This is a genomic window from Cupriavidus sp. L7L (assembly GCF_004353535.1).
Classification (GTDB): domain Bacteria; phylum Pseudomonadota; class Gammaproteobacteria; order Burkholderiales; family Burkholderiaceae; genus Cupriavidus; species Cupriavidus oxalaticus_A.
Genome location: NZ_SMNY01000022.1, coordinates 94,748 through 121,321 on the forward strand (window position 1 = coordinate 94,748; position 26,574 = coordinate 121,321).

General features: G+C 66.1%; 26 protein-coding genes. 3 read left to right on the forward strand and 23 right to left on the reverse strand.

Annotated features, from left to right (window positions below):
* Nucleotides 1–12: 12 nt before the first annotated feature.
* The 22 genes from E1J61_RS19915 to E1J61_RS20020 form a co-directional block, all read right to left on the reverse strand.
* Complete coding sequence (locus E1J61_RS19915) at nt 13–597, reverse strand: NADPH-dependent FMN reductase (protein ID WP_133095747.1); 585 nt, start codon at nt 595–597, stop codon at nt 13–15.
* A 27-nt stretch (nt 598–624) separates the two neighbouring features.
* Complete coding sequence (locus tag E1J61_RS19920; protein WP_240745828.1) at nt 625–1,146, reverse strand: DUF4863 family protein; 522 nt, start codon at nt 1,144–1,146, stop codon at nt 625–627.
* The gene (locus E1J61_RS19925; RefSeq protein WP_133095748.1) at nt 1,143–2,165 is read right to left on the reverse strand and encodes an amidohydrolase family protein; all 1,023 of its coding nucleotides are present in this window, start codon (nt 2,163–2,165) and stop codon (nt 1,143–1,145) included. The genes E1J61_RS19920 and E1J61_RS19925 overlap by 4 nt, the downstream gene beginning before the upstream one ends.
* A gap of 6 nt (nt 2,166–2,171) precedes the next feature.
* A complete protein-coding gene (locus E1J61_RS19930) occupies nt 2,172–2,978 on the reverse strand; it encodes a 2-keto-4-pentenoate hydratase (protein ID WP_133095749.1) in 807 nt (268 codons plus the stop codon).
* A complete protein-coding gene (gene dmpG / locus E1J61_RS19935; protein WP_133095750.1) occupies nt 2,975–4,015 on the reverse strand; it encodes a 4-hydroxy-2-oxovalerate aldolase in 1,041 nt (346 codons plus the stop codon). The genes E1J61_RS19930 and dmpG overlap by 4 nt, the downstream gene beginning before the upstream one ends.
* Before the next feature lie 11 nt (nt 4,016–4,026).
* Nucleotides 4,027–4,977 carry an acetaldehyde dehydrogenase (acetylating) gene (locus E1J61_RS19940; protein WP_133095751.1) on the reverse strand — a complete coding sequence of 317 codons (951 nt, stop codon included), beginning with the start codon at nt 4,975–4,977 and terminating at the stop codon, nt 4,027–4,029.
* Nucleotides 4,974–5,801, reverse strand: a complete 828-nt coding sequence (locus E1J61_RS19945) for a fumarylacetoacetate hydrolase family protein (protein WP_133095752.1) — start codon at nt 5,799–5,801, stop codon at nt 4,974–4,976. Before E1J61_RS19945 ends, E1J61_RS19940 begins: the two co-directional genes overlap by 4 nt.
* Nucleotides 5,798–7,288: a 2-hydroxymuconic semialdehyde dehydrogenase gene (locus tag E1J61_RS19950; RefSeq protein ID WP_133095753.1), complete on the reverse strand. Its 1,491-nt coding sequence runs from the start codon at nt 7,286–7,288 to the stop codon at nt 5,798–5,800. The genes E1J61_RS19945 and E1J61_RS19950 overlap by 4 nt, the downstream gene beginning before the upstream one ends.
* A 143-nt stretch (nt 7,289–7,431) precedes the next feature.
* Nucleotides 7,432–8,481 carry a porin gene (locus tag E1J61_RS19955; protein WP_133096028.1) on the reverse strand — a complete coding sequence of 350 codons (1,050 nt, stop codon included), beginning with the start codon at nt 8,479–8,481 and terminating at the stop codon, nt 7,432–7,434.
* 191 nt (nt 8,482–8,672) lie between these two features.
* Complete coding sequence (locus E1J61_RS19960) at nt 8,673–9,635, reverse strand: LysR family transcriptional regulator (protein ID WP_133095754.1); 963 nt, start codon at nt 9,633–9,635, stop codon at nt 8,673–8,675.
* Between the two features lie 25 nt (nt 9,636–9,660).
* Complete coding sequence (locus E1J61_RS19965; RefSeq protein WP_133095755.1) at nt 9,661–10,311, reverse strand: flavin reductase family protein; 651 nt, start codon at nt 10,309–10,311, stop codon at nt 9,661–9,663.
* 25 nt (nt 10,312–10,336) lie between these two features.
* Nucleotides 10,337–10,885 carry a 3-hydroxyanthranilate 3,4-dioxygenase gene (locus E1J61_RS19970; protein ID WP_133096029.1) on the reverse strand — a complete coding sequence of 183 codons (549 nt, stop codon included), beginning with the start codon at nt 10,883–10,885 and terminating at the stop codon, nt 10,337–10,339.
* A gap of 13 nt (nt 10,886–10,898) precedes the next feature.
* Nucleotides 10,899–11,348: a RidA family protein gene (locus E1J61_RS19975; RefSeq protein WP_133095756.1), complete on the reverse strand. Its 450-nt coding sequence runs from the start codon at nt 11,346–11,348 to the stop codon at nt 10,899–10,901.
* 47 nt (nt 11,349–11,395) lie between these two features.
* The gene (locus E1J61_RS19980) at nt 11,396–12,997 is read right to left on the reverse strand and encodes an MFS transporter (RefSeq protein WP_133095757.1); all 1,602 of its coding nucleotides are present in this window, start codon (nt 12,995–12,997) and stop codon (nt 11,396–11,398) included.
* Between the two features lie 209 nt (nt 12,998–13,206).
* Nucleotides 13,207–14,361: a patatin-like phospholipase family protein gene (locus tag E1J61_RS19985; RefSeq protein WP_133095758.1), complete on the reverse strand. Its 1,155-nt coding sequence runs from the start codon at nt 14,359–14,361 to the stop codon at nt 13,207–13,209.
* Nucleotides 14,362–14,624: 263 nt separating this feature from the next.
* Nucleotides 14,625–15,044, reverse strand: a complete 420-nt coding sequence (locus E1J61_RS19990; RefSeq protein WP_133095759.1) for an organic hydroperoxide resistance protein — start codon at nt 15,042–15,044, stop codon at nt 14,625–14,627.
* A gap of 99 nt (nt 15,045–15,143) precedes the next feature.
* Nucleotides 15,144–16,658: a fumarate hydratase gene (locus E1J61_RS19995; protein WP_133095760.1), complete on the reverse strand. Its 1,515-nt coding sequence runs from the start codon at nt 16,656–16,658 to the stop codon at nt 15,144–15,146.
* 18 nt (nt 16,659–16,676) lie between these two features.
* Entirely contained in the window at nt 16,677–17,720 is a 1,044-nt protein-coding gene (gene gtdA, locus E1J61_RS20000; RefSeq protein ID WP_133095761.1) for a gentisate 1,2-dioxygenase, read from the reverse strand.
* Between the two features lie 24 nt (nt 17,721–17,744).
* Entirely contained in the window at nt 17,745–18,383 is a 639-nt protein-coding gene (gene maiA, locus E1J61_RS20005; protein WP_133095762.1) for a maleylacetoacetate isomerase, read from the reverse strand.
* A gap of 13 nt (nt 18,384–18,396) precedes the next feature.
* Complete coding sequence (locus E1J61_RS20010; protein WP_133095763.1) at nt 18,397–19,095, reverse strand: fumarylacetoacetate hydrolase family protein; 699 nt, start codon at nt 19,093–19,095, stop codon at nt 18,397–18,399.
* Nucleotides 19,096–19,163: 68 nt separating this feature from the next.
* Nucleotides 19,164–20,363, reverse strand: a complete 1,200-nt coding sequence (locus E1J61_RS20015; RefSeq protein WP_133095764.1) for a 3-hydroxybenzoate 6-monooxygenase — start codon at nt 20,361–20,363, stop codon at nt 19,164–19,166.
* 84 nt (nt 20,364–20,447) lie between these two features.
* Nucleotides 20,448–21,830: an MFS transporter gene (locus E1J61_RS20020; protein WP_133095765.1), complete on the reverse strand. Its 1,383-nt coding sequence runs from the start codon at nt 21,828–21,830 to the stop codon at nt 20,448–20,450.
* A 154-nt stretch (nt 21,831–21,984) separates the two neighbouring features.
* Between E1J61_RS20020 and E1J61_RS20025 the strand changes: the two genes are divergently transcribed.
* The 3 genes from E1J61_RS20025 to E1J61_RS20040 all read left to right on the forward strand — a co-directional run bounded on the left by E1J61_RS20025 (nt 21,985) and on the right by E1J61_RS20040 (nt 24,919).
* Nucleotides 21,985–22,905 (forward strand): LysR family transcriptional regulator, encoded by a 921-nt coding sequence (locus E1J61_RS20025; protein WP_240745829.1) that lies wholly within the window; start codon nt 21,985–21,987, stop codon nt 22,903–22,905.
* 64 nt (nt 22,906–22,969) lie between these two features.
* The gene (locus E1J61_RS20035) at nt 22,970–24,313 is read left to right on the forward strand and encodes an AraC family transcriptional regulator (RefSeq protein WP_243736929.1); all 1,344 of its coding nucleotides are present in this window, start codon (nt 22,970–22,972) and stop codon (nt 24,311–24,313) included.
* A 144-nt stretch (nt 24,314–24,457) separates the two neighbouring features.
* Nucleotides 24,458–24,919 carry a DUF6130 family protein gene (locus E1J61_RS20040; protein WP_133095767.1) on the forward strand — a complete coding sequence of 154 codons (462 nt, stop codon included), beginning with the start codon at nt 24,458–24,460 and terminating at the stop codon, nt 24,917–24,919.
* A 25-nt stretch (nt 24,920–24,944) separates the two neighbouring features.
* Here the strand turns inward: E1J61_RS20040 and E1J61_RS20045 are convergent, their stop codons facing one another.
* Nucleotides 24,945–26,417 (reverse strand): benzaldehyde dehydrogenase, encoded by a 1,473-nt coding sequence (locus E1J61_RS20045; RefSeq protein WP_133095768.1) that lies wholly within the window; start codon nt 26,415–26,417, stop codon nt 24,945–24,947.
* Between the last annotated feature and the right edge of the window lie 157 nt (nt 26,418–26,574).

Genomic DNA, 26,574 nt, shown 5'->3' on the forward strand with positions numbered 1-26,574 from the left:
CCGCCGCGGTCGCTATCCCTTGTTCGACAGCCGCCCGGCGGTGCGGCTCAGCGCCACGCCAACCTGGATGACCGCCTTTTCCGCCCCCTTGTCCCGGAGGCCGGTCTCGCCTTCGAAGGCCTCGTGCGCCGTGCCCAGCGCGAATGCGTCGGGAATGACCACTACGCCCAGCTTGTCGAGCACGGTGCGCAGCGCCAGCTGCGAGCGCAGGCCGCCCAGCGGCCCCGGCGACGCCGAAAGCAGCGCGGCCGCCTTGCCGGCCAGCAGCGCGACGCCGGAGGTGCCGTCCTCCTGGGGCCGGCTGACCCAGTCCAAGGCGTTCTTCAGCATTGCCGTGTAGCCGCCGTTGTACTCCGGCGTGGCAATCAGCAACGCATCGTGGCCGGCGAATTCGCGCTGCAGGCGGCGCGCTGCGGCCGGCACGCCCTGCTCCGCCTCGTCATCGCCGTCGTAGAGCGGCAGCGCATAGTCCGCCAGCCGGATGGATGTCACCACCGCGCCCGCGTCGCGCGCGCCATACGCCGCGATGTCGAGCAGCTTCTGGTTAAGCGAGCCGCGACGCGAACTTCCGCTTACTGCAAGGATCCTGATACTCACTCGAATGCTCCGGAGCAAAGGTTGAAGTCATGCGGCGGGCGCCGCGCGGTACTCGATCTCGCCGCCAGGCAGGAAATACATCATCAGCGCCTTGCCCGTGACCGTCGGGAAGTGCTCGCTCATCGGCGGGAACACGCGCCAGCCCGCGCCATGCCCGCAGAACTGCGCGCCCGGTTCAAGCGGGACGATCATGTTGATCTCGCCCCGGGTGTGGCAGTGGTACTGGCCCATGACGTCGCGCAACAGCCCGCTTTCCACGCTCATGCCGGCAGTTTCCGGCGAGGGCTCGGCGATCCTGCCGCGCCGGTAGGTGGCACCCTCGATCTCGACATAGCCCGCCCAGCCCTCCTCCACGCCGAGCTGCAGCAGGCGGCACAGCTCCTGGTAAGGGCGAGTACCCGCGCCATATTCGCGGTTCAGATAGGCCTCGAGGTCCTGATCGAGCGGGCGCGAGCGAATCTCGTCGCACAGCTGACGCACCCATTGCAGCAACTCTTCCTTGTGCGGACCGTGCGGCAGCATCTGGCGCTCCTTCTCTGAATCCATCATTCGTCTCCGCTGCCGTCGGCAGGCAAGTTGAAGAACCTGGCGGCATTGCCGCCGAGGATAAGGCGCCTGGCCCGCTCGCCCAGGTGCGGGTGATTCTCCACCAGGGCCCCGATCTTCTGCTCGCCAAGCGGATAGGGATAGTCCGAGCCGAGCAGGACCCGTTCCTCGCCCATCACGTCCACAAGCAGGCGCAGCGCGCCTGCGTCGAATACCGCGCTGTCCACCGAGAACCGGTCCACGTACGACGACGGCAGGTTCGGACAGTCTTCGCGCACGATATCCCGATGCAGCCAGGCGTTGTCGACCCGCCCGAGCAGGAAGGCGAAGCTGCCGCCGCCATGCGCGAAGCACAGCTTGAGCGAGCGCGGGATACGCTCGAACGCGCCGGACAGGATAAGCGAGAGGATGCCCAGCTGGGTCTCGGCCGGCATGGCCACGAGCCAGGGCAGCATCCACCGCTTCATGCGCCCGTCGGTCATCATGTCCCACGGATGGACCAGCACCGGAATGCCTTCCTGCGCGCAATGGCAGAGAAAGCGGACCAGCGCTTCGTCATCGAGGTCCCGCGAACCGACGTGGTTGCCGATCTGCACGCCGCGATGCCCGGCCGCGACGGCACGCGAGGCTTCGCGGCAAGCGAGCTCGATATCCTGCAGCGGCACCTGCGCCAGGGCCATCAGCCGGTCCGGCGCCACCGAGCAGAGCTCCAGCGCCTTGTCGTTCATCCGTTGGGCCCACTGCAGCGCCGCCGGGGCGTCGTAGCGGTAGCCGAACATCACCGGCGTCGCGCACATCAGCTGCGCGTCGATGCCCTGTTCGTCCATCTGTTCAAGGCGCCGCACCGGGTCCCACAGGGGCCGGCTCACCGGCCGGAAGGGCCGCCCGTCCAGCATGATCATGCCGGACTCGCCATCCTCCGCCACGGCAAGCCACGGCACGCCGGGCTGGTCGGCGCGCTCCGCCTCTTCCCGCGAGATCGTGGGGAAGAAGTGGGCGTGCATGTCGATTCGCAATGTCATGGCTTGCTATGCCTCTTCCAGGTTCTGCGCTACCGTCTGCCCCACGGTCAGGCAGGTCGTGAACTCGACCTCGCCGACACCATTCACCACCGCCTGCACATGGCTGCCCGGCAGGAGCGGATGCGCGGCCGTGGCGGCGCCCGCCATAATCAGCGTGCCGGCCGGCAGGACCGTTTCCGACGCGCTCGCCAGCCGCGACGCTTCGACCACGGCCCGCAGCGGGTGCCCGAGGATGGCGCCGGTGGAGCCAATCTGCACATCACGCCCGTCCACGCGCAGGATCACGCCCGCATTGCGCAGGCCGTCGACGTCCCTGGCCCAGTTGCCGACGACAAGGCCCGCGCTGGAGCAGTTGTCGGCGACCACGTCCGCGAGCGTGAAACGGAAGTCCTGGTAGCGCGAATCAATGATCTCCATCGCCGGCGCCACGGCTTCCAGGTAGTCTTTGGCCTCCAGCGCGGTCAGCGGCCGCTCGATGGCGCGCCGCGTGAGAAAGCACACTTCGGGCTCGACCCGCGGATGGATAAAGCGGCGCAGGTCGACGCGGCCGCCGTCGTCCTCCAGCATGGTGTCCGTCAGCCAGCCCCAGATCAGGCTGTCGACGCCCATCTGCACCATCTTGGCCCGGCTGGTGAACCCGAGCTTGATGCCGACGCGCCGTTCGCCCCGCTGCACCCGCCGCTCGATCGACGCACGCTGGATCCGATAGGCATCCGGCACCGGGAAGTCTTCGGTGGCGGTGAGCTGGTTGATGGCCCTGGCGTGCAACGCCGCGTCATCCAGCAGGCGCGCCGCAGCTTCGATATCGATCATGCTGCCCTCGCTTGTCGTTCGCCGCGCCGGACCAGGTCGAGCGCAACGTCAATGATCATGTCCTCCTGGCCGCCGACCATCCTCCTGCGGCCCAGTTCGACCAGCACGTCGAACGCGGACAGGCCGTACCGCTGCGCCGCGGCCTCCGCATGGCGCAGGAAACTCGAGTACACGCCGGCGTAGCCAAGCGCCAGCGTCTCCCGGTCGACGCGCACCGGCCGCTCCTGCAGCGGGCGGACGATATCGTCCGCCGCATCGATCAGCTTCTTCACATCGCAGCCGTGGTGCAGTCCCTGGCGGTCGATCGCGGCAATGAACACTTCGAGCGGCGCATTGCCGGCCCCGGCTCCCATGCCGGTCAGCGAGGCATCGATGCGATCGCAGCCTTCCTCGATGGCGACCATGGAATTGGCGACACCGAGCGCAAGGTTGTGGTGCGCATGCATGCCCGTCTGCGTAGCGGGATCGAGCACGTCCTTGAGCGCGCGGAAGCGCTCGGCAACGTCGCGCATGTTCAGCGCCCCGCCCGAGTCCACCACGTAGATGCACTGCGCGCCGTAGCTTTCCATCTTCTTCGCCTGCTGCGCGAGCAGTTGTGGCGTCGTCATGTGGCTCATCATCAGGAAGCCGATGGTGTCCATCCCCAGCGAGCGGGCGTATTCGATGTGCTGGCGCGAGATATCGGCCTCGGTGCAGTGCGTCGCCACCCGGACCACGCGGGCGCCCGCGTCATGCGCCTCGCGCAGGTCGTGCAGCGTGCCGATGCCCGGAATCAGCAGGGTCGCCACCTGCGCCCGCCTGACCACGGCTGCCACCGCGGCGACCCACTCGATATCGGTGTGCGCGCCGAACCCGTAGTTGAAGCTCGATCCGGCGAGCCCATCCCCGTGCGCGACCTCGATGCTGTCGACGCCGGCGTCGTCGAGTGCCTGCGCGATGGCAACGGCCTGCGGCAGCGTGTATTGATGGCGCACGGCATGCATGCCGTCGCGCAGCGTCACGTCCGAGACATAGATCTTCTTGCTCATGGCGGTCATCGTCTTCTCCTTCAGGCAGCGACCCAGGCAGCGAGCCGCCTGGCGGCAATCTGGTCGGCGGTGCGCAAGGCGGCCGAGGTCATGATGTCGAGATTGCCGGCGTATGCGGGCAGGTAATGCGCCGCGCCTTCGACTTCCAGCAACACGCTGACCTTGAGGCCGGTCGACGATGCGCCGTGCTTAGCGAACTGGCGCGGCAGCGCGACGCGGTCAAACTGCACCGCCTGCTTCAGGCGGTAGCCGGGCACGTAGGCGGCCACCTTCGCCACCTGGGCATGGATCGATGCCTCGATCCGCGCCGTGTCCGCATCGGCGTCGACCAGGCAGTAGACGGTATCGCGCATCAGCAGCGGCGGCTCGGCCGGATTCAGGATGATGATGGCCTTGCCGACCGTCGCCCCGCCGATGACCTCGATGGCGCGCGACGTGGTTTCCGTGAACTCGTCGATATTCGCGCGTGTGCCCGGGCCGGCCGACCGGCTCGCGATCGATGCCACGATCTCGGCATAGTGGACCGGGGTGACGTCCGAGACCGCGCGGACGATGGGAATCGTCGCCTGGCCGCCGCACGTCACCATGTTGACGTTCTCCGAATCGAGGTTCGCGTCGAGATTGACCGACGGCACGACGAACGGGCCGAGCGCGGCCGGGGTCAGGTCGATCACCGTGACGCCGTGCCGAGCCAGGACCAAAGCGTGCCGCGCATGCGCGCCGGCCGAGGTCGCATCGAAAGCGATGCGGATGTCGCGAAACCCGGGCATGGCGACCAGGCCGTCGAGACCGTCGGCCGTGGTGGCCACGCCCATCCGCGCGGCGCGCGCCAGGCCGTCCGATTCCGGATCGATGCCGACCATGACAGCCATGCTGAGATGTTCGGCATGGCGCAGGACCTTGATCATCAGGTCCGTGCCGATGTTGCCCGAGCCGATGATGGCGACGGGGACTCTGGTCTTGTCATTCACGATTGGATTTCCGGTTGCTTCGAGAAAGCGGCGCGCACCTCGCCCAGGCCTTCGATGCGCGCGCTGAATACATCGCCCGGCACCACCGCTGCCATCGGGCCCAATGCGCCGGTCAGCACCACATCGCCGGCGCGCAGCGGCTCGCCCATCCGGGCCATGGTGTCGGCGAGCCAGATCGCCGCGTTCAGCGGATTGCCCAGGCACGCGGCACCGGCTCCCACGCTGACCTGCTCGCCATTGCGCTCCATCAGCATTCCGCACCTGACCAGGTCGAGCGCTTCCAGCCTGACTGGCTGCGAGCCCAGGACGAAGCATCCGCCGGACGCGTTGTCGGCGACGGTGTCGAGCAGGCGGATGTCCCAGTTCGCGATCCGGCTGCCGACCACCTCGATGGCCGGCAGCGCAAATGCCGTGGCACGAATGATGTCCGCCACCGTATGCCGCGCATGCGGCAGGTCGCGCTCCAGCACCAGCGCAATCTCGGCTTCGACCTTGGGCTGGTGGGTCCGCGAGAACGGGATTTCCTCGCCATCGCCGAACGCCATGCCGTCCAGCAGCGTGCCGAAATCCGGCGCATTCACGCCGAGCTGCGCCTGCACGCTGCGCGACGTCAGGCCGATCTTCCGCCCGACGCGGCGCGCGCCCGCCAGCACCCGGTGCGCAACGTTGATCTGCTGGATGCGGTAGGCGTTCTCCAGCGGGTTACCGTCGATCGCCGCGATCGCCTCGCGCACCGGCGGCACAGGCGCGAACGGCAGCCCGTCATGGGCCTTCCTGAGGGCATCGGCAACGGCCTGCCGAGCTGTGTCATGTGCCGCGCTCATGCCACCCTCACACAGATATTGGTCAGTTCGGAATAGAAGTCCATCGAATGGCGCCCGCCTTCACGGCCGAAGCCGGACAGCTTGGTGCCGCCGAACGGCGTGCGCAGGTCGCGCGCATACCAGGCGTTGACCCAGACGATGCCGGTCTCGATGCGCTGCGCGACGCGGTGGCCGCGGGCCAGGTGCGTGGTCCAGACGCTTGCCGCCAGGCCATAGTTGCTATGGTTGACGCGCGCCACCACTTCGTCCTCGGCGTCGAACGGCGCGATATGGCATACCGGGCCGAACACTTCCTCGTTGACGCAGCGCGCGCTGTCCGGCAGCCCGGTCCAGATCGTCGGCTGCACGAAGGCGCCGTTGTCGCAGGCATCGCCGAAGCGCGGCACGTCGCCGCCGGTGACAACGGTGGCGCCCTCCTCCACGGCGAGCCGCAGATAGCCCAGCACCTTGTCGCGGTGCGCGGCGGAGATCATCGGGCCGGTCGTCACCCCGGACACATACGGCGATCCGATCCGCAGGGCCTCGGTCCGCGCCTTGAGTTCCGCGACGAAGCGCTCGAAGATCGGGCGCTCGACATAGACGCGCTCCGTGCACATGCACACCTGCCCCGCGTTGGTGAAGCTGGAGCGCAGCACGCCTTCCACGGCGGCATCGAAGTCGGCGTCCGCAAAGACGATGGCCGCGTTCTTTCCGCCCAGTTCGAAAGAAATGTTCTTCACACCGTCGGCCACCGCCTTCATGATGGTGCTGCCGGTGCGCGACTCGCCGGTAAAGGTAATGGCATCAATGTCCGGGTGCCGGGTCAGCCATTCACCGGCGGCGCTGGGTCCGTGGCCGTGGATCAGGTTGAAGACCCCGTTGGGGAGGCCGCTGTCCCGGATCACCTCGGCCAGCAGCGTCGCACTGGTGGGTGCTTCCTCGGAGGGCTTGGCCACCACGGAATTGCCCATCGCCAGTGCCGGGGCCACTTTCCACGTCAGCAACAGCAGCGGCAGGTTCCACGGGGAGATCACGCCGACCACGCCAAGGGGCTTGCGCGTGACGTAGTTGAGCAGTTGCGTGCCATCGGCACCGGCAGACTCGAAGCACTCGCTGTGCGCGGTGCTCACCAGGTCCGCAAAGGTGCGGAAATTCGCGATGCCGCGCGCGATATCCAGCTCCCGGGCCTGCGCGATCGGGCGTCCCGTATCGGCCACTTCCGCGGCCACGAACTCGTCGAAGCGTTGCTGGATACCGTCCGCGATGCGGTGCAAGGCTGCCGCGCGCTGCGCCGTGGTGAACTGGCGCCAGGGCCCGCGCTGGGCCCGGCGCGCGGCCTGCACGGCGGCATCGACCGCGTCGGCGTCGGCCTCCGCCACGCGCGACAGCTCGCGCCCGTCGATCGGGCTCAGCTTGGCGAACGAGCCGGGAGACGCCACGAACTCTCCATCAATGAAATGCCGCAGATGTCGGGGCAATCCCGCTGCGACCTCGGCGTAGTACTCCATGGGTTCTCCTGCACACTGTTGGTGAAAGCAAGTGTAGGAGTGCCCGTTTGCCTTGGATAATCAATCCTTGGCGGGTTGATATAAGGGCGTGGAATAGTGAGACGCCGACACGGAGCCGATGGCGGCCGCAACGGGGACGCGCATCAGAAGATGTGCTTGATGCCCAGCATCGCGCCAAGCTGGTTGCCGCCCGCGGTGGGCGGTGCCGCCGGCGTACCGCCTGAACTGACCGACAGTGCAAGGTGCCCGCCGTTGTCGATGAAGCCGGCGGTACCGTAGACCGTGGTGCGCTTGGACAACGCGTAGTTCGCCCTCGCTGCATATAGCCAGGCCTTGTTGGCACTGTGGTGATAGCGCAGGAAAAGGACCTCTGCGTCGACGCTGAAGGCCGGCGTCACCGTATACGAGGCGCCGCCGTACCAGAGATCGCTGCGCGGCGTGGCAGGGTTGGCGTCGTTGTCCCGCCGGATCCAGCCGCCGCCGAGCTTTGCCTTGCCGATATTGGCGTACCCGCTCAGTGAAAGTCGATCGTCCTTCATGCCGCTGCTGCCCAGCCCGGCGCCGGCCCCCGCCGCGCCACGCAGCGAATCGTAGGCAACGGCCATGCCCCATGCGCTGGTGTTGTAGCCGATCAACGCCGACCACTCCCGGCACGCACGGCGGTCGGCAGGGTTCTCTCCTGCGCAGGGGGCGCCGGCTGGCGCGGCATCCCGGCCCAGGCTGTAGGTGGCGCCGAGCGTCACGCCACCAAACGTTCCCTTGTAGGAAATCGCATTGTCGGCGCGCGGATTGGCGAGGTAGCTGTCCAGCGAGGATGAGCCAAACGTGTTCGGCCCGAGCATGTCGGCATCGAGCGTCGCCCAGAACAGCATGGTGTACTGTCGCCCGAGCGCCAACTGGCCCCAGCGCCCGTTCAGGCCGACCCACGCCTGCCGCCCGAACAGGCGCCCGGCCTGGTTGGACACGCCGGAATCCGGCGCGAAGCCGGATTCCAGGACGAATGCAGACTTGAAGCCGCCGCCCAGGTCTTCGGTGCCTCTCAGGCCCCAGCGCGATGGCACGGTTCCCGAGAGATTGTTCATTCTGACGAGCGCGCTGTTGTTGGCACCGGTGTGGTTGAGAACCTCCACGCCGGTGTCGACGACACCGTACAACGTCACGGATTGAGCAAGGGCGATGGTTGGCAAACTCATCGCGCCAGCCCAGATGACTCGGCCTGGGTTCACGTCTCCTCCTTTTTTGTATTGCGGCAGTTGGTTTTGGTAATTCACGGAAAGCGGACAAAGCGCTCCCCTCGAGCCTGCGTGGCGCAGGCTCGGTCAGTCGGGGTTATCGTGTTGTCTTGAAGGGTCTCGGCAGCGCTGCTGAGGCCGGATCCGCGCAGTCAGGACGCCTTGTCGGTGCCGGAGACCTCTTTCAGGCATTCGATAAAGGCTTCGCACGCCGGCGTGAGCGCCTTGTTGGCCCGCACCGAGTAGCCCACCGTGCCGAACGCGCCGAGCTCAGGAATCGACAGCGTCCGCAGCAGCCCGGCCTGGACAAACTGCCTGGCCGCGACCCGCGGCATTACCGCGATGCGGTTGGTTGTCAGCAGCAACCCGAGGTTGGTCAGGACGGACATGGACTCCACCAGGTCGCGCGGCAGCTCGATGCCGGCGTTGCGGAACATCCGTTCGACGGCGTAGCGCAACGGAGAGTCCGGCGTGGGCAGGATCCATGGATGCTGGTCCAGCTCGTGCAACGATGTCACGGACTGGCCAACGGCGTCATTGGCGCTGCCGACCACCACGTCCAGCAAATCCTCGAACAGCACCTGGTGCGTCAGCGGAAAGGCATCCGAGATCGGCAGCTCCAGTTCAGGCAACCTGCCGACGACGATGTCGACCTCGCCGGTGGCCAGTGCCGGGAACAGCTGTGCGGTCGGCCCTTCCCGCACCGTGACGATGATGTTCGGTGCCCGCGCCTTCAGCCTGGCGATCGTGGACGGCAGCAGGTGCGCCGATGCGGCGATCATCGTGCCGACCACCACCCGGCCGGCCGTACCGAAACGGAACTGGTCGAGCTCCTCGGTCATGTAGCGGAACTCGGCAAGCAGCGACTTCACGCGCCGCGCCAGGACCAGTCCCAGTTCGGTCGGCACCACGCCGCGATTGGAGCGGGCAAAGAGGGTGCCGTCGACACAGCCCTCCAGCTCCTGGATGATCTTGGTGACCGCCGGCTGGGTGAGTCCCATGTCGTTGGCGGCATGCAGGATGGAACCGGTCTCGATGACGCGGTCGAACACCAGCAGCTGGCTCAGCTTCAGATTCCGGCTCAGCCGGATCTGCGTTAGCGGATGAATGTGCATGGCAGGATCACCCCCGGGGCGGCACTCACTCTCTGGCAACGCCCACCGTCGGCAGGTAGGTCGGCACCGCAATCCGGCGACGGTCGGACGAGCGGCAGTAGTTTGGCCCGCCCAGGCGCCCCACCGGGTAGAACCGGTCGACCCTGATACGGAGCTTCTCGTCGTCGAACAGGTCGTCGCGGATATACATCGACACGATCTCGCCGAAGACGATGGCGCGCTGCGTCGAAAACTCGAAGACCTTGAACAGCCGGCATTCCCACGCCACCGGCGCCTCGCGGATCCGCGGCACCGCGACCGCCTCCGAAGTCGCGAGCGACAAACCCACCGCCTCGGCCTCGCAGACATGCGGCGGATAGTCGCTGCCGCACATCACCGCGCGCTCGACGATGGGCTCGTCGACCATGTTGACGACGAATTCGCGCCGATCGAGGATGTTCCTGAGCGTGTCCTTGACCTCGCCGGGCCGGTGGCTCTCGTCGCCGTAGTGATCGACCGCGATCGCAAACAAAGGCGGGTCCTCGCCCATGTAGTTGAAGGCACTGTATGGCGCCGCGTTGCAGACGCCGTCGCTGCCGAGGCTGGTGACCAGCGCAATGGGGCGCGGCCCCACGCTGCCGGTAATCAGCCAGTACTTTTGCCTGGCCGACAGGCCCGACATGGCAATGGTTGTCATTGGTGGTCCCGTTTGCAAACCCTTATCAACGCACCGGCGAACGCACCGGCGCTGCGCCGCGGCCCGGATGGATGGCGCCGCAACGGCTGCAGCGCCGCTTGTCTTCGGAAGCATAGAAAGCCGCGAACAGCGGCGGCAGGTCATCGACGATGCTCCTGAGCTGGACCTCCGCCCGGCAGACCAGGCCGTCGCAGCTGTCGCAATACCATTCAAAGCCGTCGACGGCCCCGGCCGGACGCTGGCGCTCGATGACCAGGCACACGCTGTCCTCCTCGGGCCGCTGCGGCGAATGGCGAACGTGCGGCGGCAGCAGGAAGACGTCTCCTTCCCGCAGGTCGACCCGCTCGCGCCTGCCTTCCACCATCAGGTTCAGGTACGCGTTTCCCCTGAGCTGGTAGAAAAATTCCTCGAACGGGTCGTCGTGATAGTCGGTACGCAGATTCGGGCCGCCGACCGCGGTCACGATCAGGTCCGCGTCCTGCCATACCTGCTGGTTGCCCACGGGAGGCTTGAGGAGATGCCGGTGCGCGTCGATCCAATGGTTAAAGTTGAATGGCGCTCCGTACTTCAGCATAGTGTTCTCCATGTCATGGCTCGTGGGTCTGCGCTGCCTCGGCGCGGGGCGCGTAGGCAACGGCCTTGATCTCGATGGTCAGCAAAGGATGCGGCAGCTGGTGGACGGCGACGGTCGTCCGCGCCGGCCCGGCTTCGTCGAAATACTCCGCATACACCTCGTTATAGCCGCCAAAGTCATTCATATTCACCAGAAATGTGGTGATCTCGACCAGATTGGCCAGGTCTGCGCCCTCCGCCCGCAGGATGTCGCGGATGTTCTCGATCACGGCTCGGGTCTGCGCCCGGATATCGACGCGGGACGTACCCAATTCGTCCACGGCCGCCCCGACGAAGCTGTTGTCGGGACGCCTTGAACTGGTGCCGGAAACGAACAGGAAATCGCCGGCGCGCACCACGTGGGGAAACCGCCCCCGGGGCGTGGCCTTGCATTGCACCAGCCGCGCCTGAGCAGACTGCTTCATATCAATGCTCCATTTACTTTCAGGTTGAGCGGGACACTGCCTGTGTGTCACTGGTTCACGTCGACGTCCTTGGTCTCCTTCAGCAGGAACATGCCGAGGACGACCGAGATGCCGCCTACCGCAATCGCGTACCACAACCCGCCCAGCACGCTGCCTGACTTGACCGCCAGCGCCGTGGACATGAACGGCGCCAGGCCGCCGAAGTAACCCGCACCGATGTTGTAGGGGATCGAGATCGAGGTGTAGCGCACCGCCGCCGGGAACAGCTCCACGTAGTACGCGGACATCGGCCCATAGGCCATCGCGCCCCAGATCATCAGCAGGAACAGCAGCAGGTACATCATGGGCCGGTTGATTGCCGCTTCATCGGCCGCCGGGGGATAGCCCGCGGCAACGAGCGCGTCCCGATAGGCCTTCGCATCGAAGCCGGCCACCGGCTTGTCGCCGATATACGTCACCAGCGGCTCGCCGGCCAGGCCAGGCTCCACGCGGTAGGACAGGCCCGCCTGCGTCAGGAAGTCGCGCGCCTTGTCGCACGCGGTCTGAGTGCTGGAGAAAATGCTGTCCGAGCAGTCCGAAGACGCCACGCGGATGGTGACGGACTGCTGGAACTGCGCGAGGGCGGGATTCACCGCCTTGCCGAGTTGCGAGAAGATCGGCAGGAAGGTCAGCACTGCCATGCCGCAGCCGATCAGCACGATCCATTTCCGGCCGACCTTGTCCGACAGCCAGCCGAAGAACACGTAGAGCGGCAGCGAGAAGACCAGCGCGACGACGAGATAGCTGTACGCCTGGCTGGACGGCACCTTCAGCGTCGACGTCAGGAAATACAGGACATAGAAGTTGCACGTGTACCAGACCACGCCGACCGCGGCCTGCGCGCCGAACAGGACCGCCAGCATCCGCCGCACGTTCTGGCCGACCATGAGGCTGTCGCGCAGCGGTGCGCTCGATGTGCGGTTTTCTGCCTTCATGCGCTGGAACACCGGCGACTCGGAAAGGGTCGTGCGGATGTAGGTCGATACGGCAAGCAGCAGCACCGACGCCAGGAACGGCACGCGCCAACCCCAGACTGCGAAGTCCTCCGCGGAAATCCACAGCTGGCAGAGCTGCGTCACGGCCAGCGAAAGCAGGAAGCCGAATGTCGCCGTGGTCTGGAGCCAGCCGGTGGCATAGCCCCGCCGGCCGGATGGCGTATGTTCGGCGATGTAGGCCGCGGCTCCGCCATACTCTCCACCCAGCGCGAGCCCCTGCAGCAGGCGCAGCACGATCAGGATGGCCGGCGAAGCCCATCCCAGGGTTTCATAGGACGGCAGCAAGCCGATGCCCGCCGTCGAAATGCCCATCAGCACGACCGTGGCAAGAAAGGTTGCCTTGCGCCCGGCCTTGTCGCCGAACCGTCCGAATACGACGGCACCTAGCGGCCGGATAATGAAGCCGATGCCGAATGTCGCCAGCGATGCGAGATAGCTGGCGGTTGAATTTCCGGCGGGAAAAAAGTGCGACGAAAAGAATATCGCCAGGCTTCCATAAAGGAAGAAGTCATACCACTCGAGTACGGTGCCGACGCACGCGCCTACGACCACCTTCGCCTCTTCGCGCTTCGACGCGCCGTGCGCTCGCACATTCGCTGCTAGTTCGCTGCTCATCCAGTCTCTCCTCCGTCCATCGGCTTACGGGCTACGAAGCGCCGTTGCTGCCGTCGAAGAGGAGTCTAAGAGCCGCGCCGGTCAGGCCATAATCAATCCTCAGGTCATTGCTATTCCATGCCGGAATAGCAGCGCCGCAAGCCAGACCACAACGTGGAAAGCGGCGCGCGCAAGCTTTCGCGGCGCCTGCTCGCCAGGTGATTCGCATCTCACCCGGGGAGGCTCGCCTGAACCCGGTGCACGGCGATTCCCTCGATCGGGTCGAGCGGTTCGCGCCAGGGGGCACGGCCAATCGCATCCCGCGTGTCCTGGTACCCGGCCGCCCAGCGGCGTTCGATGCCGTGCGTGGAGAAGTCGATATCGCGGTTCATATCGTTGCCGTCGAGTTGCGGTGCATCCAGCTCGACCACATGCATGGTGGTTCCGCAACCCCAGTCGAGCAGTTCCTGCACGGCGGGCTGCGCGCGCTCGCTTTCCGGAATGTGCTTGCCCAGTTCGCGGATCACGTGCCGCAGGCGGTGTATCTGTCGCTGCCGCTCAAGGTGGCATTCCGCGCGGCTGGAGTACTGGATGTCGCGCAGCCGGCTCATTACCTGCCAGATCGAGGTCGGGTCCGGGCCGCTGGCCGGCCACAACTGCACGGCGAAGATCAGCGAACTGCGGCGGGGACGGTCATCCAGGACAGCTTCCAGCGGCGTGTTCGAATAGATGCCGCCGTCCCAGTATGCCTCGCCGTCCACCTGCACCGAGGGAAACCCCGGCGGAAACGCTGCCGAAGCCATCACGTGCGCGACCTTCAGTGGCGCGTCGCGGTTGGTGAAATAGCGCATGCGGCCATTGCGCACGCCGACCGTGCCAACGGTCAGCCGCGTGTTCCCGGCGTTCAGGTAATCGAAGTCGATCAGGTTGCCCAGCGTCGCGCGCAGCGGCTCGGTGGAGTAGAAGGCCGACTGGGCAAGGCCGACCGTGGCGCGCAGCCCCAGCCACCAGGCGGCGGGACTTGGCGTGAAAAACGACGGAATGCCATGGGTGGTAATCGACAGCACCCGCACCCAGTTTTCCCATTCGCGGAAGTGGCCGCTTGCCTCGCCGGCGCCGCGGTAGGCAATGCCATCCCAGAACCGCTTGAGCCGGGAAAGCCGCTCGGCTGGCGGGTTGCCGGCGATAATGGCCCCATTGATCGCCCCGATCGACGTACCGATCACCCACCGCGGCTCGAGGCCGGCCTCATGCATGGCCTGGTAAACGCCGACCTGGTAGGCGCCAAGCGCGCCGCCACCTTGCAGGACCAGCACGACCTGCCCAGGCAGTTCCGCGAGCGCTTCCGCTGGCGCGGAGACGGATACTTTTGCTGTCTCGCCCATTGCATTCCTTCCTGTCGTGGCACAGGGGCACGACTGTTCGGAAGTATCGTCCTACGTCCGGGGCCAGGCAACCGCGGCGCACTGGCGGCCACGCTGCCCGAACTGCTGCAGGCCCGGGGCGTGAGCTGGCGCATCTACCAGGCCCCGAACAAGAACTGGGGCGGACTGTTGCACGGCGGACTGGCATTCAAGAGCTTCCGCGAATCGGCGCGGCTCTCGCCGACGCATCGGCGCGAGCCGATGCGTGCGACGCCCTGCCGTCCTCAGACGATATTGATCTCGACATCAATATTGCCGCGCGTCGCCTTGGAGTACGGGCAAAGCTGGTGTGCGGCCGCGGCCAGGGACTGCGCGACCTCCCGGTCAATCCCGGGCAAGCTCACATTGAGCCGTGCCGCCAGGAAGTAGCCATCACCGGCCTGGCCAAGATCCACTTCAGCGTCAACGGCCGCGTCGGCCGGAACCGTGACCTTTGCCACCTGTGCCGCCTTGGCGATTGCGCCGAGGAAGCAGGCCGACCAGCCGGCGCCCAGGAGCTGTTCCGGATTGGTACCGGCGCCGTTGCTGCCGGGCCCTGACAGATCGACGGCCAGACGGCCGTCGGTGCTGCGGGAGTTGCCGTTGCGGCCGCCGACGGTATGGGTCTTGCCGGTGTAAATGACTTTATCGAACTGGTTGATCATTTCGGGGTATTTCAGTTAAGGATGTTGATCGCCACGCGGGGTTGAGCGTCGTCCGGGGTGGCGGCTACCGGCGACGCGATAATCAGGGCAAGTGAATCTTCATGCCGCCGCGATGCGCCAGGTGCGCGGTCCGCTTTCGTGGACACTGTTGCCGCCGGCGTCCACGGCAACGACAACGGGCAGGTTCTCCACATCGAACTCGTAGATGGCTTCCATGCCGAGATCGCCAAACGCCAGGATGCGGGAGGACCGGACCGCCTTGGAGATCAGATAGGCGGCCCCACCGGTTGCCGCCAGATAGACGCAGCCGTTCTTCACGATGGCGCTGATCGCATCCGGCCCGCGCTCGGCCTTGCCGATCATGCCGAGCAAGCCGGTGGATGGCAGCATGCGCCCGGCAAATTTGTCCATCCGCGTTGACGTGGTCGGGCCGCAAGGGCCTACTACTTCGTCACGCACGGGATCAACGGGCCCGACGTAGTAGATCATCCGATTGCGGAAGTCCACCGGCAAGGGCTCGCCACGCGCGAGCATCTCGTCGATCCGCTTGTGCGCGGCATCGCGCCCGGTCAGCATGCGCCCCGACAGCAGCAGCGTCTCGCCGGCGCGCCAGGTGCGGGTTTCCTCCCGGGTCAGGGTGTTCAGATCGACCCGGCGGCTCGCCGTGCCGTCAGGCAAAGGCAGATCCGGCCAGAGGTCTGGCCAGCGATCCGGCGAGAGCGGCGTCAGCATGACCGGGCCGCTGCCATCGAGTTCGAAGCGCGCATGGCGCGTTGCCGCGCAGTTCGGCACGATGGCGACAGGCATGCTTGCCGCATGCGTGGGGTAGGTCGCAATCCTGACATCGAGCACGGTGGTCAACCCGCCGAGCCCCTGCGCCCCGATGCCGAGCGCATTGATGCGGTCATGGATCTCGATTCGCAGCGCCTCCAGTGCGTTGCGCGGGCCCCGGACCTTGAGATCGAGCATGTCGAGCGGCTCGGTCAGGCTCTGCTTGGCCAGCAGCATGGCCTTCTCGGCCGTGCCGCCGACGCCGATGCCGAGCATGCCGGGAGGACACCAGCCGGCCCCCATCGACGGCACCATGCTGACGATCCAGTCTGCGACCGAATCGCTGGGCATCAGCACCGCGAACTTGCTCTTGTTCTCGCTGCCTCCGCCCTTTGCCATCACGTCGACCACGACGGTGTTGCCTGGCACCAGCTCGACATGGACGACCGCCGGGGTGTTGTCGCCGGTATTGCGCCGCGCAAACAGCGGGTCTTCGACGATGCTGGCCCGCAGCGTATTGTCGGGATCGAGATACGCACGACGCACACCAACATTGGCCGCATCGACGATGCCCGACGGGAAGCCGGCGAGCCGGACATCCATGCCGACGCGCAGGAAGATATTGACGATGCCCGTATCCTGGCAGATCGGACGCCGTCCTTCCGCGCACATCCGCGAGTTGATCAGGATCTGGGCAATCGCCTGCTTCGCCGGCTCGCTGGCCTCGCGTTCATAGGCTGCGGCAAGGTGCCGGATATAGTCGGGAGGATGATGGTGACTGATGAACTGCAGCGCCGCGGCGATGCTGTCGACAAAGTCTCCATAGGAAACGACGGTGGTCATGATGCCGGCCACCCCGCCTCAGCAACGCTGCTCGCGGAACAGGCCGAGCTTTTCCTGCGCGACGCGGTCCGAATACGAGAACAGCACCAGGTCCTGGCTGGCATGCAGCGTGTAGCGGCTCCAGCCCGGCACCACCACCACGTCGTGCGGCGCAAGCTCCAGCTGCTGATCGCCGATCGTGACATGGCCACTGCCTTCCACGCAGACGAAGACGATGCTGTCGGTCGAGCGGTACGGCAACGTCGCGAAGCCGGACGGCAGCAACCGGATCATGGTGGCGATGGTCGGCATGGCCCAGCCGCCGTCCACCGGATTGGTGTAGCGCATGAGGTAGCCCGCGTGCGGATCGGGAGCACCGGCGCGTGGCAACGCGAACAACGCCTCGCGCGTACGCGCGTAGGGATAGTTGAAGACCGGGGAGTTCATCGTGGACGCCTGGTAGCCCACCGGCATCAGACCTGTGCCATAGCGCGCGAGTGCGTCGCCTGCAGGGCGCGTGACCGGCGCTTCGCCGGATTTGAATTCCTCGCGGAAGCCGCCGTTGAAGAGCGACACGATAGGAATATCGAGTCCGTCCAGCCAGACCATCGGCGCGTTGCCCTCGTGGCCGTGATGGTGCCATGTCCACGCCGGCGTGATGACGAAATCGCCGGGTTCCATATAGGTTTTCTCGCCGTCCACGGCGGTGTAGGCGCCCGAACCTTCGACGATGAAGCGCAATGCCGATTGGGTATGGCGATGCGCGGGCGCGACTTCGCCCGGCAGGATGAGCTGCAGGCCGGCGTACATCGTTCTGGTGATGCACGAAGTGCCGGGCAGGCCCGGATTCTCCATCAGCAGCACGCGCCGTTCAGCTTCCTCGGCCGAGATCAGGCTCGCCGATTCCATCAGGTACGGGCGGGCCTTTTCATATGCCCAGCGGTGCGCCACGCCCGCCGGTGTGGGTTCCGATGGAATCAGCTTGCGCAGCCGGGTCCAGAGGGCTGCCATCGCATGCGGTTCCAGCTCGCGGTAAAAGGCGTCGCGCCGGGTCAACACGTCAGGCGTGGGATTGGTTGTCATGATCGGATGCCTCCTGCATCGGTATCAGTGGGCGGCTATGTAATCGGGCTGGGCACTCGGCGCCGCCACGCGGAAGGCCTCGTGACGCATGCAGTGCTCGTAGGCAAGGCGCACTCGCGGGAACGGGTCGAGGCTGAACCCCGCACGCTGCGCATTGGCAACTTGCGGTACCAGGCAGCAGTCGGCCAGGGTCGGGGCGTCGCCGACGCACCAGCCGCCGTCCGCGGGCAGCCACGGTTCCAGTGCGCTGAAGCCCGCGGTGAGCCAGTGGGCGACCCATTCGGACTTGTCGGCGTCGGCAATGCCAAGGCGGGCGCTAAGGTACTTCTGCACACGCATGTTGTTCAGCGGGTGCAGGTCGCAGGCGATGGTCAGCGCCAGCTCCAGCACGCGTGTGCGAGCCTGGCCGTCGGCGGGAACCAGCAGCGGCACGGGGCACTTGCGATCGAGATAGTCGATGATCGCCAGGGATTGCGTGATGGTCTGCCTGCCATCCTGGATCGTCGGCACCAGCCGGTTCGGATTGAGCGCCTGGTACCCGGGCCGGTCCTGCTCGCCGGCGCGCAGATTCACGCCGATATGGTTCCAGGGAAGGCCCTTCAGTGCCATGGCGATGCGCACCCGGTACGCCGCCGAACTGTTGAAGAAGTTGTACAGATCCATGCTCGTACCGCCTTCAGGCTACGCGCACTTCGACGTCGGTGAGCCCGGCGATGCCGCCACGCATGACCTCGCCGCTGCGCACCGGCCCGATGCCTTCCGGCGTGCCGGTGAAGACGAGGTCGCCGGGCTGCAGTGTGAAGAACGTCGACAGGTTTGCGACGATCTCGGGCACCGACCAGATCAGCTTGTCCAGGTCACTGCGCTGGCGGTCCTGTCCGTCGACCTGCAGCCAGATCTCTGCGGCTGCCGGATGGCCGACTTCGCTGGCAGGATGCAGCAGTGAAACCGGCGCGGACTGGTCGAAGCTCTTGCCGAGTTCCCACGGGCGGCCCCGGTCGCGCGCCGCGATCTGCAGGTCGCGCCGCGTCATGTCGATGCCGACCCCGTAGCCCCAGATATGCGCATTGGCCTGCTCGACCGGTATATCCCGTCCCGCGCGGCCGATCGCCACCACCAGTTCGATCTCGAAGTGGAACTGCCCGGTCGCCGGCGGATAGGCGATCTGCGCGCCGGCGCCCGCGGGGGCTACCACGATCGCATCGGCAGGCTTGCAGAAGAAGAACGGCGGCTCGCGGCTCGGGTCCATGCCCATCTCGCGTACGTGCGCGGCGTAGTTGCGGCCAACGCAGTAGATGCGGCGCACGGGAAACAGTCCGTCGCCACCGGACACGGGAATCGTGACGGCGGGAATGGGCGGAACGACAAAGGTCATGCAGAACTCCAGGTTTGGGATCTGCAAGGTCAGATCCCGGGTCGATCAGGGGATGAGGGAAGTGGCCGTCATACGGTCAGGCAGGTCTCGGCCTTCCAGCCGTAGAGCCATTCCAGAGAGTCGTAGAAGCGCTCCGGCGAACGGCTCTTCCACAGGGAATTGCGCACCAGGCGCTCGATGCCGGACGCGTGGCACAGCCGGCCGAACTCGCGGGTCGACAGGACGACGCGCGCGGTACGGGTGATGCGTGCGTCCTGGTACACGGAAAAGGCGCGCGGCAGGTCGCCGTCGCACGCGCGTACCGCGGCCCCGAGCGTGACGGCGTCCTCGACGGCCATGCATGCGCCCTGCGCCAGGTATTGCAGCAGCGGATGCGCGGCGTCGCCGAGCAGCGTGATGCGGCCGTGCGTCCATTGACCGATGGGTTCGCGGTCTGCGGTGGCCCAGCGGCGCCAGGTCGGCGGCAGGGAGAGCAGGCTCAGCGGACGGGCATCGATGCCCTGGAAGTACGAAAGCACCTCCTCCTGGCTGCCCTCGCTGACGCCCCAGGTCTCCTGCTGGCGGCTGTGGAACGTCACCACGAGGTTGTACTGCTCGCCGGCGCGGACCGGGTAATGCACGACGTGGCAGTTCGGCCCGACCCAGAGCACCGGTGCGTTCCATTGCATGTCGCGCGGAAAATGCCCGGCATCGATCACCGCGCGGTACACCACGTGCCCCGATACGCGCGGCGGGTCGCCGACCAGTTGCTGGCGGATGGCGGACTTCACGCCGTCGGCGCCGACCAGGGCACAGCCGTGGTAGCTGTTGCCCTGTTCGTCGAATGCGGTAACGCCGTCCGCCGACTGCCGGACCTCGATGATGCGCGTTGCGGTGACGAACTCGATCCGGTCGGTCTCGCGCACACCCTCGAGCAGCGAATTGTGGACGTCGGCACGGTGCGTGACCGCGTACGGATTGCCAAAGCGCTTGCGGAAGGCTTCGCCGACCGGGATGTCGGCAACGGTCTTCCCGTCGATCGCATCGATCATCAGCATGTGATCGGTGTAGACCGCATGGCTGCGCGTGCGCTCGCCCACGCCAAGCGCGTCAAAGGCGGCGAAGGCATTGGGGCCGAACTGCACGCCCGCGCCGATTTCGCCGATGACGCTGGCCTGCTCCAGCACCTTGACATGGCAGCCCTCGCGCGCCAGCGCGAGCGCCGCCGCAAGCCCGCCGATGCCGCCACCGACGACGAGCACGGGGGATGACTGAGTAGTAATACGCATGACACTCCTTATTTCTGCGGGCGGCATCGGCCACGAAAAGCCGTGACAGGCGCCCCATGCAACGGCTATGAATGAATCAGGTGGCTAGTGGCCGTCCAGTGCGGCGGGCAGCGCGGCGTTCTGCACCGACGCGTCCCCCTGTGCCCTCGGCGCGGCGCGCACCACCCGCAGCACGAGAATCGCGGCAGCGGCAATGGCGGCAGGAACGGCGCTGCACACGAAGATGGCCTTGATGCCGAACCCGCTCGCGAGCAAGGCGCCGACGACGAGCGGCCCGCTAACCTGGCCCATGCGGCCCAGCGCCATGGCCCAGCCCACGCCGGTGGCGCGCATCCCGCTCGGGTAGCTCAGCACGGCCAGGCCCAGCAGCCCTGAACTGCCGGCGCCCAGGAAGATGCCGGACAGCGTGGCCGCGAGCGCCAGCGCGGGCAGCGACCCGGTGGCGTATCCGAGCACGGACACGCTGAGCGCACCGAGCAGGAACAGCGGCGGCAGCGTCAGGTACGGACCGAAGCGGTCCACCAGGCGGCCACCCGCGGCGGTACCAGCCACGCTACCGAGATTGATCAGGGCGACCACGAGCGCGGCATCGTGCTCGCCGACGCCCTCGCCGCGCAGCAGCGCAGGCGTCCACAGCACCAGCACTATCAACAGCACAAAGCACATGAAGAAACCGGTCCAGAGCAGCAGCGTGGCAACGAGCCGCCCTCCCGACAGCAGTTCCCGGAATGGCAGGCCACGCACGCGTTCCTCGGCATCGACATAGGTGACCTGGCGATCGGACGCTGACGGCTGGCCCGCGATGCGCGCGACGATGGCGCGTACCGCCTCCTGGCCGTCCTTGTGGCGCAGCAGGAACGGGAGCGATTCAGGCAGGCCCACGATGACCAGCAGCGCCAGCCCCAGCGGCAGCGCGCCGCCGAGATAGAACAGCGCGGGCCAGCCGTAGTGCGGCACGATGTACGAGCTGGCGAGCGCGCCCACGGCACCACCGAGCGGAAAGCCGGCATAGAGCACGCCGGTCATCATGCCGCGCATGGGCCGCGGCGTGTATTCGGCAGACAGCGCCAGCAGGTTCGGAATCGCGCCGCCAAGGCCGAGGCCGGCGAGGAACCGCACCAGCAGCAGTTCCGGCAGCGTGGACGCATGCGGCGTCAGCAGCGAAAACACCGAGAAGACCACGATCGCCGCCGCCAGCAGCCAGCGGCGGCCAAAGCGGTCCGCCAGCGGGCCCAGCAGGAAGGCGCCAAGCATGGCGCCCAGCAGGCCCGCGGAGAAGACCTGCCCGAACAGTGCGATGGCAATGTCGAGCGAGGAAGACATGGCCTTCGCCGCAAAGCCGATCGCCTGGGTATCGAAACCATCCATCAGCACGATAAGGAAGCAGACGATGAAGATGCGAAGCCGATAGGCACCTAGAGGCCGTGCGTCGATGACCGACGCAATGCTGGTTGGGGGCGTGTACATGGGTCTCCTTGTTTGCGCGGTCTGTTGTTTGATTGAGGCCTGACCCGGTCAGGCCCGATCCGGCCGGCCGTTGCGCCGCGCTGCGGGCAAACCGGATGACGGAAGTCTCGTTCCTCGCCTATCATTCGGCAATCAAATGAACGGAATGACGGTCATGAACGAAATGGATAATTTCGATATGAACCTGCTGCGCGTGTTCGATGCGCTGTGGCGGCATGGTCACCTGGGCCGCGCGGCCGAGGAGATCGGCGTGAGCCAGCCGGCCATGTCGCACGCGTTGCAGCGGATGCGCGACCAGCTCGGCGATCCGCTGTTCCTGAAGGTCCGCACCGGCATGCAGCCGTCGCCGCGCGCCGTAGTGCTGGCACCCGTGGTGCAGGGCGTGTTATCCGAGGTGCGGGAGCATCTGCTGACGGCGCCGCGCTTCGATCCCGCGCAGGCGCGGCGGACCTTCACGCTGGCGCTGTCCGACGTCGGCGAAGCGGCATTCCTGCCGCGCCTGCTGGCCCGGCTCATGAAAGAGGCGCCGCATGTGGACGTGCGCACGGTATCGGCGCGGCACACGGACATCATGGATCAGCTCGAACGCGGCAGGATCGACCTGGCCATCGGCTACTATCCGGACCTCGGCGGCTCGGATGTATTCCAGCAGCGCCTGTTCCGGCACGGGTTCGTGTGCCTGGCGCGCAAGAATCACCCGGTGGCACGCGGACGCATGACCGCGGAACAGTTCCGTGAACTGCCGCATGCGGTGATCCAGAGCGAAAGCCGCAGCCAGGAGCTGGTCGAGTCGTATCTGCGCCAGCATGGCATCGCGCGGCGCGAGATGCTGCGTTCCCCGCATTTCCTCAGCATTCCGCTCGTGGTCGCATCGACCGACCTGGTCGTCACGGTGCCGCTGCCGGTGGGCGAGCTGTTCGCGCGCATCGCCGATGTACAGGTCCTCGAGCCACCGTTCCCGATTCCCGCCTTTGATCTCAGGCAGCATTGGCACCGCTGTCAGCATGACGACCCGGGCAATCGCTGGCTGCGCTCGGTCACCCAGGAACTGTTCGGCGAATCTCCTGGCGAGTAGCGCGCGCGCCCGTGCATCGCATCCATTAAAGGCAACGAGGGCGATCATCGGATCGCCCTCGTTCATGATTGCCAGCGCGTTCGTCGCGAATGCCGATCGACAGACAGTCCTCCAGGAGAATCAGGAACGCGCCGCATGGCAACGTGCCAGCGCCGTGCGCAGCAGGACGACAACCAGCGACCAGCACAGCAACGCCTCGTGGTTGTGGACGGCTTCGCTGGTGCGCGTTGTGGCGGCGGATGTGATGGGTTGCATATTTACTGCAAAAGCCGCGTGGTCCAATGCACGGAAGCTCTTCATCGCTTCAGGAGCGTTTTCGTCCAGCTTCCTCAAACGAGGCAAGATCCTTCATATCGAGCATGGAAAACTCCATCAAGGTTGGGATTGGAGTACGTATGATAGGAAGGGCAAGGTTCCGCCTGGTCTTAATTTGGTTTCAATTCGTCCAATGATGGCATCCGCCCCTTCTGCACATCGTGTGCTCGAACATTTCCTTGCCACACTGGACATCGGTGTCACGCACATCACACGGTGCGACATCCGCGACGGGTGGAGCGTGCGCTTCGAAGCGTGTGAAACAGCCAGCCTCCACTACTGCCTGGACGGCCGCGGCACGCTCGACGCAGGCAATGGCCACCGCGTCGCGTTGCAGCCGCACAGTTTCGTCCTGATGCCTCCCGGCGTCTCCTACCGGCTCGAATGCGTGTCCGAGTCGCCGGCTATGTCAGTGGATCGGGCAAGGCTTGGCTCATGGTCCGCGCGCGAAACGGCGCCGACGCTGAAGGTGGGCGAAGCGGCAGCGGGGATCGAGTTGGCGTGCGGGGAGTTGCGCTTTGCGACGGACACCGCCGATCCCTTCAGGATGCTGCGGCATCCGATCGTGACGCGCTTCGATGGCCCAGCGGGGCTGAGAGACCAGTTCGTCATGCTGCTGGCGGAATCCGCGCAGCCCGGACTGGGATCGAGGGTGCTGATCGAGGCATTGCTCAAGCAATGCCTGGTCATGCTGCTGCGGCGTCAGATGGAAAGCGATAACGCGCAGCTGTCGTGGACGGCGGCCGTTGCCGATCCCCGGCTGCTGCTCGCGCTGGAAAAGCTCTTTGAACAACCCGAAGCACCACTGTCGGTGCAGCGATTGGCCGATCTGGCGGGAATGAGCCGTTCAGCGTTCGCTTCGCACTTCGAACGGGCGTTCGGCCAGACGCCGATGGCCATGCTGCGAACGGTGCGGCTGCACAAGGCCGCGGAATTGCTGGCGACCACGACGCTGCAGATTTCCCAGGTGGCGCACGCCGTGGGTTTCTCCAGTCGCAGCAATTTCTCGCAGGCGTTCCACAAACAGCATGGTGTGGACCCAAGCGGATTCCGGCAGCGAACGGCGCCTCGTCGGCGCGTGGGTGGCGACTGATTCCGGTTGCGGATTCAACCGATCGCGGCGTGCTGTGCAAGTACTGTCGCCGGCTGTGCCAGCGACTACTCTGTACTTACGCACGGACCGGCATCGGCTCTTGCGTCGACGAAACTCCTCCTCCAAAAAGGAAGAACAACAATCATGCGTCCCCCCCTGAGACATGCGTCCGTCGCCGCGTCCGCCCTGGCACTCTGCGTGACGGCTTTTGCACAAGGCGCACCGGACCCCATCCGCCCCCCGGCAATCCTTCCACTCGAATCCGAGCAGGCGCCCAGGCTGGTCCCGTATCCGCCGCTGGCCGAACCGTTGGCCCGCGGTGTCGTCATCGTGCAGTTCCGGACCGAACACTTCCGTGTCATGCCGGTGTTCGGCAAGACCGCCACACAGGTATCGCCGCGCATCGGGCATCTTCATGTGACGGTCGACGACTCGCACATTACCTGGGCCCACACCAACGAGGATCCCGTCATCGTAGTGGGGCTGCCCCCCGGGGCCCACAAGCTTCGGCTCGAACTGGCCGATCCCAGCCACAAGATCCTGGCCACGGAGACCATTGCCTTCACCTTGCCTGACCCGAAGGCGCCGGCGGCGCACAAGCATTGATCTCTGATTGTTGCTTCTGGAAGCCCTAGATCGGGTACTGTGGCGCTTCGCCCTGAATGGTCATCCATTGCCACTGGGTAAATTCCTCCCAGTTGGCCGCTCCGCCGATGCTGGTACCGTTGCCAGACGCGCCGACGCCGCCGACCGGGTTGATGACCTCGTCGTTGACGGTCTGGTCATTGATATGCAGCATGCCGGTGCGCAGGCGCTCTCCCATGCGTAATGCCCGGCCGACATTACTGGAGACGATGCCCATCGACAGCCCATACTCGGTACGGTTGGCCAGCGCAATCGCATCTTCATCCGTGTCGAACGGCACCACCACGGCCACCGGCCCGAATATCTCTTCGCTGAAGGCAGGACTATCCGGTGTCACGTCGCTGAGCACGGTCGGCTCGAAGAACAGGTCGCGATACCCGCCGCCGGTTGCGATGCGGGCACCGGAACGCTGTGCGTCGCTGACGATCCTGGCAACGTTGTCGCGCTGGCTTTCATTGATCAGCGGCCCTAGCGCGACGTCGCCTTCAGCGGGATCCCCGACGGTCAGGCTCGCGGCCTTGGCCGCCAGCTTCCCGACGAACCGGTCGTGGATGGCACGCTGCACCAGCACGCGCCCGGTGGCCATGCAGACCTGGCCCTGGTGCAGGAAGGTGCCCCATGCGGTGTTTGCAACCGCGAGATCGAGATCGGCATCATCGAGGACGATCAGCGAATTCTTGCCGCCCAGCTCCAGCGAGACTTTCTTCAGGTGCCGGCCCGCGGCCTCCCCGACCTTGCGGCCCGCGGCCGTGGAACCAGTGAACTGAATCATCGCCACATTTGGATCGGCCGTCAGCGCCGCACCGGCGGCACCATCGCCCGGCAGCACGTGCAGCGCGCCAGCCGGCAGGCCGGCGAGTTCAAACAGCCGCGCGACCACGAAGCCGCCGGACACCGCCGTGCGCGGATCGGGCTTGAGCACCACCGCGTTACCCAGCGCCAGCGCCGGCGCAACGGCCCGCATCGCCAGGTAGAGCGGGAAATTGAACGGCGAGATGACGCCAACTACGCCAAGCGGCCGCCGGCGTGCCAGCGACAGCCGCCCGGGCACCGAAGGCAATACCTCTCCGGCGGAGCGCGATGGCAGCCCTGCGGCTTCCTGCAGAACCTTGATGGTGATCGTGGTCTCAAACGCCGCCTTCGCTCGCGTGGAGCCGCCTTCGCGCACGATCCAGCCGACGATCTCGTCGAAATGTGTCTCGGCAACTCGCACAGCCCTGCGCAGCACACCTGCGCGTTCTTCATAGTGCAGGCTGGCCCAGCCCGGCTGCGCCTTCGCCGCGGCCTCGGCCGAACTGGCAATCGTCGAGATATCGGCCATGCCAATACGGCCCAGTTCCCGGCCCGTAGCGGGCTCGATCACGCCGGTCGCGAAGCTGCCAGCCTGCCAGCGCCCGGTAAAGAGCTGGCCGGTCCAGATGTTCTTGTCGAGCAAGCCGGGGGAATGCGTGAGGTTCATCAAAGCTCCAGTTCCTGTGGTGTAGGGATCAAGAGCAAGTATAGACATAAACAACGACTAAAACAGTCTCTGTTTAGTCACGCATCGCTGGCAGGTCAGATGTGACGAATTTGAAAAAGCCGGCGAAAAAAGCCCCTCGAGCGATGAGGAGCCTCAA